Below are 9,841 nucleotides of genomic sequence, written 5' to 3' on the forward strand. Positions count from 1 at the left end.
TAAATTAGTGGAGGGGGATGCCCCTCCATTTTTCAACCATGTAGCTGGAGGTCAAGAATGAAAGTCGTAGCCTTTAATGGAAGTCCGCGTGTTGATGGGAACACCTCTAAGATGATTGAAGAAGTCTTCACTGTTCTAAATGATGAAGGAATAGATACCGAGATAGTACAGATTGGCGGGAACCCCGTAATGGGTTGCACTGCCTGCAATATCTGCTTCGACACGAAAAACAGGAGATGCGCAATAGATGATGACTATGTGAACGGTTGCATAGAAAATATGGTTGAGGCAGACGGAATTATCTTCGGAACGCCGACTTATTTTGCGGATCTCTCGCCTGAGGTGAAGGCTCTGATCGATAGAGCGGGGATGGTGGCTCTTGCCAACAACGCCATGTTCAGGAGAAAAGTAGGGGCAGGCGTAGTAGCTGTTCGTAGAGGTGGATCGGTTCACGCATTTGATTCCATCAATCACTTCTTCCTTATCTCTCAGATGATAATTCCCGGTTCATCATACTGGAATCTCTCTTTAGCCTGGCGAAAAGGAGATTTCGAGAAAGATAAAGAGGGAATACGAACAATGAGAGTTCTCGGTGAAAACATGGCCTGGTTGCTAAGAAAGATCAATGAGTAGCTCTTGTACTGAAAACCTTTACCCGAATTTTTAAGAATTGGAATAGATGGCAGGCTCTGAAAGAGTAAGCGGCCGACAAGACTATAAATTGAAAAAAGTACCACTGCCTATCTTTTTGCAAGAAGGCACTTTCACCAAATGCCTTATGACACTTCATACTTAACTTCTGCGCGAACCTCGATAACAAATCTGATAGTTGTTCCATCTCTTCACAGCTAAGATATCCGGTTCTTGCCTCTTGTTTTGACACTTGAGAAATGGGGTTTTCGAGAACTAAAACTGGTATCTTATTTGTATGTCATTGCGTTGGAGGTGCGAAAGTGTACACGTGGATGAAAACTCTTGGATGGATAAACTTCACTCTTCTTGTCATAAACACATCTCTCTTTCTGACAAGATGGTTCTACCGCACATTCAATAAGAGGCTTGAGCGCTTTCCCTGGAAGGGCTTTAAGAAAATGATGGTAGTCCTGGCCGCTGTTCATCCATGGACCGGTTCAATTCTCTTGTTCACTGCCCTTTATCATGGTTATCTTGCAACTGGAGGTTTTGTCCTGTACAGTGGCAGTCTTGTTTTCATCGGGGTATTTGCGCAGTTCATAGTCTATTTGCTCGGAAAGTATGTTTCGGCTATGAAGAAGAAATGGAGACCCATACATAAAGGCCTGATGATAGTCACATGGGCGCTGTTCCTTTTCCATATTTTCGCGCCGTATTCAATTTGGATACCAATCCTCTAATCCATTGTCGCTAGCGATCTCAAGAATGGCATTACAATTTCGAGGAATTCCCAGGGGCTTTCCTCATGTGGCAGGTGGCCCGTGTCTGGGATGATAGACAGCCGAGCTAAGGGAAGCTCTTTCGCGAGCCTTACTGAGTCCTCAATGGGCACTATTTTGTCGTTCTCTACAGTGATAACTAATGACGGTACATGAATAATGGGAATTTTGGAATAGTCGTAAGGCTTTCTTGCAAGCGTCAGTTCCCATAAAGCCCTGTCCCAGTTTTCCGCCTTCAGTGGTTTTTCGTATCCTTCAAGAATATCCGGGGTAAGCTTGCCGGTATCGTACCAAGCCAGATCTAGAAGATTTCGTGAGTTTCCCAGGAAAGCTCTAGATACAAGAGGACCCAGATGTCTACCCTGTGGTGTGTTTGTCAGTAACTTGAAAAAGGGGTTATCTGCATCGTTCGTATATACGGCAGCATCTACTAGCACGAGTCCTTTGACCTTTTGCGGGTACGATGCCGCTACTTCCAATGCAGTAAGGCCGCCGGCAGAATTACCGATCAAGATAGCTTCTTCATATCCCAGATACTCGATGAGTGATACTGTAAGTTCTACCTGGCCTTCCATTGAATAAGGGTTGAAAATCTCAAGATCTTCACCCAGCGGTCTTGAGGTAAAACCGAATCCAGGTCTGTCGAACGCAACTACGAAATACTCCTCAGCTAAAGGACCAATCACCTCGCGCCACGAAAAAGTGCTTGCCCCAAACCCATGAAGAAGAAGGACCAAAGTAGAACCTTCACCGGCGCTCTTGTAATGAATGTTTATGTTCTTTATGTTGACAAACATACTATCTTCCTCTGCAAGTAGAATAGGATTCACAGTACCCTCCAGATCTCTCACGGGGATAAGAAAGGGAGCAATTAAGACTACCGAGAGCAAAGAAACCGCAATGACAATGAATTTCATGGCTATTCGACTCCTTGCGAACTTATCGAAGCGAAGGCTTTGTTGACAAGCAACTCCGCTTCCACTCCGTCCCTTGGGAGCAAGACAGATCCCGCTTTGAGTTCCAGCGTTGAATCGCCTTGGTCCAATTTCCACTTCTCAAAAGAGCTAAGGACTTTTCCAATTATCCTGGCGGCGGAATCAGGATTTTTAAGGTCCTCGGCAAGCAGAAGAAATTCTCTTCTAGAAAACCTACACAGCGTATCGCTCTTTCTTATGCCCTTGACAAGCTCTTCTGTTATCTCTACAAGCGTTGCTTCTTGGATGCTCTGAACTGCTTCTCTATTACTTAGTTCAAATGCAGCGACCATCGAAAACAGGTTGTTTCTTCTGCTTCTAAATATTGCCATGTTCAATCTGTCTCTGAAAAGCACGTAATTTGGGAGCCCAGTCTCGCCGTCAAAATGAGCAAGTTCAGAAATTGTTTGTTCGGCTAGCTTCAAGTCTGAGATATCTTCGACCACAAAGAGAAAGTACAATGCATTTGGTACCGATAATTTCTTCAAATAATACCTCAACCATCTCCCGTTCTTTCTTATGTGGTGGTATTCCAAAGCCTCTTCACTTCTACGTGTCAAATCTCTCATCTTCTTCTTAATCTCTTCCCGCAACCCTTCTATCAGAGTGGAGGCCCGATTGTTTGCCACAAGCACATTCGAGAATTCATCGAGCACAGCAACTCCGTCCTCGATAAGAGCCAAAGCCTGCGTAAGAAGTTCTGAGAGCTGCTCTGAGGAAATGTTGTCTTTCATTCTTTCACCCCCTTTGCTTTTCAGTCGTTTCTATTCTACCTTTAAAGTACAAATTTACATATTTGCTCATTAAAGGACCATTCTTCCATCTGTGAAAGCCAGAGATCAAAGTGCGATTGTATAATTGGTTTACACAGTTAGAAACCGATAAAGAGGGGATAAGTAGTGAAGAGAAGTGTTTTCATAGTTCTAAGCCTTGTTTTTTTCTTCTCATTCTTTCTTCTTCAAGGATGCGATCGTTCCAAACTAACGACAGCAGTAACTTCTGTGATTGACGGTGACTCTATTACTGTAAAGGCTCTTCAAGGAACGGTTAGGCTCATTGGTATAGATGCACCAGAGGTCACTTCAGGAAGCAAGCCGGCCGGTCAATTTGCCGAAGAAGCAAGAGAGTTCTTGAAGCAGATGGTTCTGAGCAATGGAAAGGTTACCCTTGAACTCCATGGAAAGGATTCTTACGGAAGGCATCTTGCTTACCTCTTCAACTCTGAAGGTGAATTCGTGAATGCAGAACTAGTCAGGCAAGGTCTGGCGAGACCTCTAACCTATGAGGATACCTCCCATAATTCAGCGAAAATCAGAGAAGCCTACAGACAGGCTTTCAATAACAGAAGTGGGATCTTCTCATCCTACAATGATTTTCAAGTTTATGATGCCTCTGAGGTTCGTGAAGCCCTTTATCCGTATCAATTGGGCGGTTTTCTCGGAAAGATAGTATGGGTCGAGTTCACTGTGATTGACGTAAATGGCTTTACGGTAGTTGGTGATGATATTGTCGTGAGAGTAAGGCCTGAGGAAGCGACACTTTTCGGTCAGGATTCCGAAGATTTGCAAAGACTGTACAGAAAGAAAATCAGGGTTTTCGGTGAGATCTGGCAGGATGATTCTGGCAAGGCCTTGATTCTTTTGAGAGACCCGGCCATAGAGATCACCGGGATATCGCAATTTGCAAATTCCTCGCCTTTTTTCTTTCAAAAGCTGCTTGAAATACTTCCGATGCGAAAGCAGTCTTAGAATCCAAGAGAATTGACAAGAAGAAAAGTATATGCAAAAATAGATTGCAATGAGTTTGCGCAAATGAATTGCAATACGGAGGTGTCAATTGAAAAGACTGACATCACTTAGAAGAGAAGTTTTGGACCTGATAAATAATTCCGAATCGCCGTTGAGCGCCGATTCCATTTATGGAAAATTGAAGGAAAAACCGAATCTTTCAAGCGTTTATAGAAGCCTTTCCTTCCTGGAGGATGAGGGGCTTATAAGGTCGATATCCTTCGAGTGCGAGACAAGATTTTATTTCAGTAGCGAAAGAGAACCGGTACATTTTTTGCACTGCAAAAAGTGCCACAAAACCGAACCATTTTATGAGGGTTTTGCCGATTCTTTTGCAAAAAAAGTTGCGGAAAGCCGCGATTTTACAATTACTGATCATGTGTTTTACTTCATTGGAATTTGTGGAGAGTGCAAGAGAAAAATGCTCTCCGACATCGAGGATGGGAAGCTATGAAAAAACGGACTTTACTAACTATCACAGCGCTAATGATTCTGTTTTCAACAACCCTGTTGCCTCTAAAGATTGTGGCAACAATAAACCCTTACTATTTGATCGTTAGAGAAATAGTCGGTCAAGAAGGCCAGGTCGATCTTCTGATTGGACCAGGTCAGAACCCACACATATTCTCTCCCAAGATATCGGATGTGAGAAAGCTAAATGAAGCGGACTTAGTCATTGCGAATGGTTTAGATTTGGAGAGTTTCCTAGAGAGTTATCTTGAAGATCTGGCAGCGCAGGGAAAGCACGTGTTATACATGGGGAATCAGTTGCCGGATGACTTTCTCGTATCTGAAGATGAAATTGGTGAAGCGAACACCGACTTACACCATTTCAACCCTCACATCTGGCTTGATCCAGTAATTCTGTCCGACTACTTGATTCCCGTTATCGTGGAAAAACTGTCCAATATTGATCCGGCTAACTCGGTGTTGTACAAAGTAAACGCAGAAAAACTAATTTCCGAGCTTCATGATTTCGATGAGAAGGCCAGCTCTTATTTGGAGAGATTTCGAGGGTCGATTGTAATAGTTGCTCACCCAAGTTTCACTTACTTCTTTAGAAGATATGGAATAGAGCTTGAGCCTGTTCTTGAAGGAGTTGGCGATGAGCCCAGTATAGGGGAAATAAAGGAACTCGTTGACTTTGTAAGAGAAAAGGATGTCATTGGAATATTCGCGGAGTACCAGCATTCAAAGAGAGCCATAGATATACTGAAAAGCGAAACAGCGGTCGGTCATGGCGAACTGGATAGTTTAGGTCTCTCAATGGGAAGCATTATTGAGCTTCTACAATGGAATCTCGACGAAATGATGAGGGTATTTGATGGAAAATAAAATTCTAAGTGTCGAAAATTTGAGCTACAGGATTGGAAGTCATTGGATTCTGAGGGACGTTTCTTTCAGTATCTCAAGAAAGGAATTCGTTGGGATAATAGGGCCGAATGGTGCAGGGAAAACAACTCTCATAAAAGCGATAGTTGGAGATCTTGAAGGCTATTCGGGAAAGATCGTTGTTTCCGGGAAGATTGGATATCTATCTCAGAATCCAGACAGGAAGAGAGATTTCCCTATAAAGGTAAGGGAAGTGGCTGCAATGGGGCTATACGGTGATCGTGGAATCTTGAGGCCCTTCAGAAAAAGCGACTGGATTAGAGTGGATGATCTTCTCAGGACGGTAGGTATTTTAGATCTGAGAGATAGAAAGGCCGGCACGCTTTCGGGCGGTGAGTATCAGAGACTGATGCTGGCAAGGGCGTTGGCCTCCGATCCCGACTTGCTTATACTCGATGAACCGGAAGCTGGAGTTGATGAGATGGGTAAAGCTTCTTTTTACAGGTTACTCGAGTCTCTCAAGAATGAAAAGAGTATTGCTATACTAATGGTAAGCCATGACATTGGAATGGTTTTTGACGCTTGTGATACTGTGATGTGCATCAACAAGACTCTACATTGCTATAATGATGCGGACAATATTACTCCAGAGGAACTGCAGTCCGCGTTCTCTAGCGACCTTGATTTCTTCATAAGATCAAGAGATCATTTCGAAAGGGAGCATCACTTATGATTCAGGATTTTATAAGTGATATCATATCATACAGCTTCTTGCGTAATGCTATTTTAGCCGCAGTTCTTGTAAGTGCACTCACGGGTATCTTTTCAAGCGTGGTTGTTCTTAGAAAGATTGAATTCATTGGTGATGGGGCAGCTCACGCGACGTTCGGTGGTATTGCATTTGGTCTGCTGCTCGGAACGAACTATCTTCTCATGGCTGCGGTTACGGCCGTGATTTTTGCAGTTGCCGTCAGTTATTTTACGAGGAAGAACAAACTGTCCGAGAGTAGTGTTATTGGAATGCTTCTCCCTCTTTCGATGTCGCTGGGCGTAATTGCTCTCTCATTTATACGGGGCTATACTCCTGATGTTATGGGTCTTTTCTTTGGTAATATACTTATGGTCACTTCTGAAGACGTTTGGATGCTATTGATAGCTAACGTTATTGCCTGGGTCTTCTTCGCGGTGTTTTACCGAGAACTGCTGTATTACTCTTACGATGAGGGGATGGCAAAACACTACGGTGTACCTATTGGATTCATACATTATGGAGTGCTAATAGGAATAAGTCTGAGCGTAGTAGGCTCGGTAAAAATTGCAGGAATAATTCTTGTCACTGCCTTTTTGGTCATTCCTGCAGTCACTTCAAAGACCATTGCCGGTTCATTCAGAGGTATGATTCTGATTTCACTGGCTATGGCAGTAGTGGCAAGCGTGATGGGCATCTTTGTATCATACGTGCTTGACATGCCTCCAGGGCCCGTGATTGTTGTAATGTTATTCATGGAATTTCTTATAACTGTCTCTTTGAAAGCATTGATTAGAGTCAGATTTTGATCAACCGGTAAATTTCAAAATGGATCTTGATTGATTAGTGAGATTCGTGTTGATTGGTTTTTTCCGCTTGTTAGAACTTCGGAAGTGTGAATAAACTTGTCGCTCGGGGAAGAGGTGAAACTCCCGGTCGCAGAGAGGAGAATTAACTTGAAAATAACTGTTCTTTGCAATGACAAAGGTCTCGAAGGTTTCAAATCTGAACATGGAATTTCATTCTTTATCGAACTGAATGGAAAGAAGTTCCTTTTCGATACTGGATCTACCGACGTTGCAGTTAAGAATGCCGAAAAATTGGGTATAGATCTTTCTGAGGTTGAGTCGATTATTATCAGTCATGGTCACTATGATCATCTTGGTGGGCTCGGAAGTGTCTTGAAAAAAACAGGTGCAAAAAAGGTCATGGTCGGCGAAGGATGTCTTGAGAGGAAATTCAGCGGTTCAACGGAATCCAGTCCAGGAGGTTGTGGGAGTGAATATGAGCAGCTCGGAGCTTCTATCGAAACTGTGCGCGCTTCAAGAGAGATCACAAATGGTCTACACGTAATGACTGCTGCTCCGTTCGTTACCGAGGAAAGGCCCGGAGATAAGCACAACAGAATCAAAGGGGGTACAAGAATTCGAGGTTTCTTTGAAGACGAACTTTCTCTTGCTGTTGTCCAAAATGGTGTTGTGACAGTTATAACGGGCTGTTCTCACAGGGGGATTGGTAACATCGTAAAACAAGCATCGGGATTTGGAAAAGTAAAGAACGTAGTTGGAGGCCTGCACTTGTTGCACAAGACTGAAGATGAGCTTGAAGAGATCTTTGAATATCTATTGGGTTTCGATATAGATAAGTTCCATATTGGTCACTGTACAGGTGACAAAGTAGTGAAGAAGATCGCAGAAAGATTTCCTGCCGAAGTCCTGGAGCTTATGGCCGGCGATAGTTTTGAGTTTCATGGTTGAAACACTGTAATGTGAGTTAAATCAACAATTTGTTTTCGATTTAAAGACATTGAGGAGGTTAATGAAGTGGATAGGATTTCGAATTTCGAGTATTTTTTGCCGACAAGGCTAGTATTCGGTGTTGGATCATTAAACAGAGTTGGAGAGTTTGCAAAGTCCTTGGGCAAGAAGGCACTAATTGTAACGGGTAAGAGCAGTACGAAAAAGACTGGCCTTCTTGACAGGGTCATAGCTGTTCTAGAGAAGAATGGAGTAGAAACAGCCGTATTTGATGAGATAGTCCCAAACCCCCTTTCATCTACGGTCGATAAAGGCGCTGAGTTTGCAAACAATGAAGGATGCGATCTGATCATCGGTCTCGGTGGGGGAAGCCCCATAGACTCGGCAAAACTAATAGCCGTGGTCGCTAAGGATGGCGGTAAATGCTGGGATTACACTGGATCTGGGGGAGGAAGAATTCCCAAAACGGCGCTACCTGTTATCGCTATTCCCACTACTCACGGTACCGGAACCGAGTCAGACCCCTTTGCCGTGGTAACCAATACTGAAACTGACGAGAAGATAGGTGTCGGATTTGATCAAACTTTTCCCACTGTTTCTATTGTCGATCCCGAAGTTATGAAGACTCTTCCACCCTATCAGACAGCGGCAACCGGAATGGACGCTTTCTATCATGCAATTGAGTCTTACATAAATACAAACCATCAGCCAACTTCAGACCTTCTTGCTCTGGAAGCCATGTCGCTCATAAATCATTATCTACCCATAGCTTACAGGGATGGCAACGACATTGAAGCTAGAACAGCCCTCGCATGGGCAAGTACAGCCGCAGGAATTTGCGAAACACTTTCGGGCTGCATCGCAAATCATTCCATTGAGCATCCTATAAGCGCCCATTATAACGCTACCCATGGAGCTGGACTTTGCGCAACCGGCCCTGCATTCTTTGATTACATAAGGCCTCATACAAAAGAGAGATTGGCCAGAGTAGCTCAAATAATGGGAGCTCCTGAAAGTGAGATAGATATCGATAAGCTCTCGAAAATGTCAATAGAATTAATACACAGGCTTCAGAAAAGCGTGGATATAGACATTACGCTTAAGGACCTTGGAGTCGAGAAGTCTATGCTCGGTAGACTTGCTGAGGATGCTATGAGAACAATGGGAGCTCTTGTCGAAGTGACACCTGGTAACCTGAAAACCAAAGATCTGGAAAGAATATTGGAAATGTCCTATTGATCTGTAGCTGACAAAAGGAATCCAAATTGGCGAGAACATTGATCTTTTAGGATCTCTCGCTAAATACCGAAGAACGGGGGGATTGAACCAGTCTGCCCCTCGTTTTTTTCTTCCTTACGAGGACCATTTATAACAATTCCAGAATCAGAGCGGTAAGGATAATGAAGGAGAAAACGTCCTTGGTTCTTCGTTCCGACGCTACGCGTCCAGGTTCTTGGTTCTTCGGGACCAGATCCCGAAACAAGTTCGGGATGACAGCAGATGGTTTTTCCGAAAGGGCCAGATGCTGTCATTCCGACAAAGCTACTGGTCGGAATCTTGATGCTCTTGCTTCACGGTTCTTTTCGGCGAACGGAGAACCGCTCAACGGCCAACCAGTTCCTTTGCTCTTTCCTACCACCAACCCGCTAACCCAGACCACGGTTTCCCAAAAACCCAGATCCTGAACAGGATCATCTCAGAATGACGTGACCCAGGGGATTAGCGTGAAACAAAGAAGACTTTTTATCACCAGCCGCTCGTACATACTTCTTACCTTTCTCATCCCGTATAACCTGCAACAGATGCCTGTGTTTCGTGCTCACGTTCAGGC

11 protein-coding genes are annotated in these 9,841 nt (G+C 43.9%); 9 read left to right on the forward strand and 2 right to left on the reverse strand.

Annotated features, from left to right (window positions below):
• Positions 1 to 57: 57 nt before the first annotated feature.
• Together Y696_RS09105 and Y696_RS09110 are read left to right on the forward strand one after the other, a co-directional pair.
• Positions 58 to 633 (forward strand): flavodoxin family protein, encoded by a 576-nt coding sequence (locus Y696_RS09105; protein WP_006488180.1) that lies wholly within the window; start codon positions 58 to 60, stop codon positions 631 to 633.
• A gap of 320 nt (positions 634 to 953) precedes the next feature.
• Entirely contained in the window at positions 954 to 1,373 is a 420-nt protein-coding gene (locus Y696_RS09110; protein ID WP_006488178.1) for a hypothetical protein, read from the forward strand.
• Here the strand turns inward: Y696_RS09110 and Y696_RS09115 are convergent.
• Positions 1,370 to 2,329 (reverse strand): alpha/beta fold hydrolase, encoded by a 960-nt coding sequence (locus tag Y696_RS09115; RefSeq protein WP_121510318.1) that lies wholly within the window; start codon positions 2,327 to 2,329, stop codon positions 1,370 to 1,372. The genes Y696_RS09110 and Y696_RS09115 overlap by 4 nt on opposite strands.
• Before the next feature lie 2 nt (positions 2,330 to 2,331).
• Positions 2,332 to 3,120 carry a GGDEF domain-containing protein gene (locus Y696_RS09120; protein WP_006488176.1) on the reverse strand — a complete coding sequence of 263 codons (789 nt, stop codon included), beginning with the start codon at positions 3,118 to 3,120 and terminating at the stop codon, positions 2,332 to 2,334.
• A 165-nt stretch (positions 3,121 to 3,285) separates the two neighbouring features.
• Between Y696_RS09120 and Y696_RS09125 the strand changes: the two genes are divergently transcribed.
• The 7 genes from Y696_RS09125 (at position 3,286) to Y696_RS09155 (ending at position 9,249) form a co-directional block, all read left to right on the forward strand.
• Complete coding sequence (locus Y696_RS09125; protein ID WP_121510319.1) at positions 3,286 to 4,134, forward strand: thermonuclease family protein; 849 nt, start codon at positions 3,286 to 3,288, stop codon at positions 4,132 to 4,134.
• An 88-nt stretch (positions 4,135 to 4,222) separates the two neighbouring features.
• On the forward strand, positions 4,223 to 4,627 hold the full coding sequence (locus tag Y696_RS09130; RefSeq protein ID WP_006488174.1) for a Fur family transcriptional regulator: 405 nt from the start codon (positions 4,223 to 4,225) through the stop codon (positions 4,625 to 4,627).
• Entirely contained in the window at positions 4,624 to 5,508 is an 885-nt protein-coding gene (locus Y696_RS09135) for a metal ABC transporter substrate-binding protein (protein ID WP_121510320.1), read from the forward strand. The genes Y696_RS09130 and Y696_RS09135 overlap by 4 nt, the downstream gene beginning before the upstream one ends.
• Positions 5,498 to 6,238, forward strand: a complete 741-nt coding sequence (locus tag Y696_RS09140) for a metal ABC transporter ATP-binding protein (RefSeq protein ID WP_006488172.1) — start codon at positions 5,498 to 5,500, stop codon at positions 6,236 to 6,238. Before Y696_RS09135 ends, Y696_RS09140 begins: the two co-directional genes overlap by 11 nt.
• Positions 6,235 to 7,062, forward strand: coding sequence for a metal ABC transporter permease (locus Y696_RS09145; RefSeq protein WP_121510321.1), 828 nt, complete (start codon positions 6,235 to 6,237; stop codon positions 7,060 to 7,062). The genes Y696_RS09140 and Y696_RS09145 overlap by 4 nt, the downstream gene beginning before the upstream one ends.
• 147 nt (positions 7,063 to 7,209) lie before the next feature.
• Entirely contained in the window at positions 7,210 to 8,010 is an 801-nt protein-coding gene (locus Y696_RS09150; RefSeq protein WP_121510324.1) for an MBL fold metallo-hydrolase, read from the forward strand.
• Between the two features lie 66 nt (positions 8,011 to 8,076).
• Positions 8,077 to 9,249, forward strand: coding sequence for an iron-containing alcohol dehydrogenase (locus Y696_RS09155; RefSeq protein ID WP_121510322.1), 1,173 nt, complete (start codon positions 8,077 to 8,079; stop codon positions 9,247 to 9,249).
• Positions 9,250 to 9,841 lie beyond the last annotated feature (592 nt).

Source organism: Mesotoga sp. H07pep.5.4 (assembly GCF_003664935.1).
GTDB lineage: Bacteria > Thermotogota > Thermotogae > Petrotogales > Kosmotogaceae > Mesotoga > Mesotoga prima.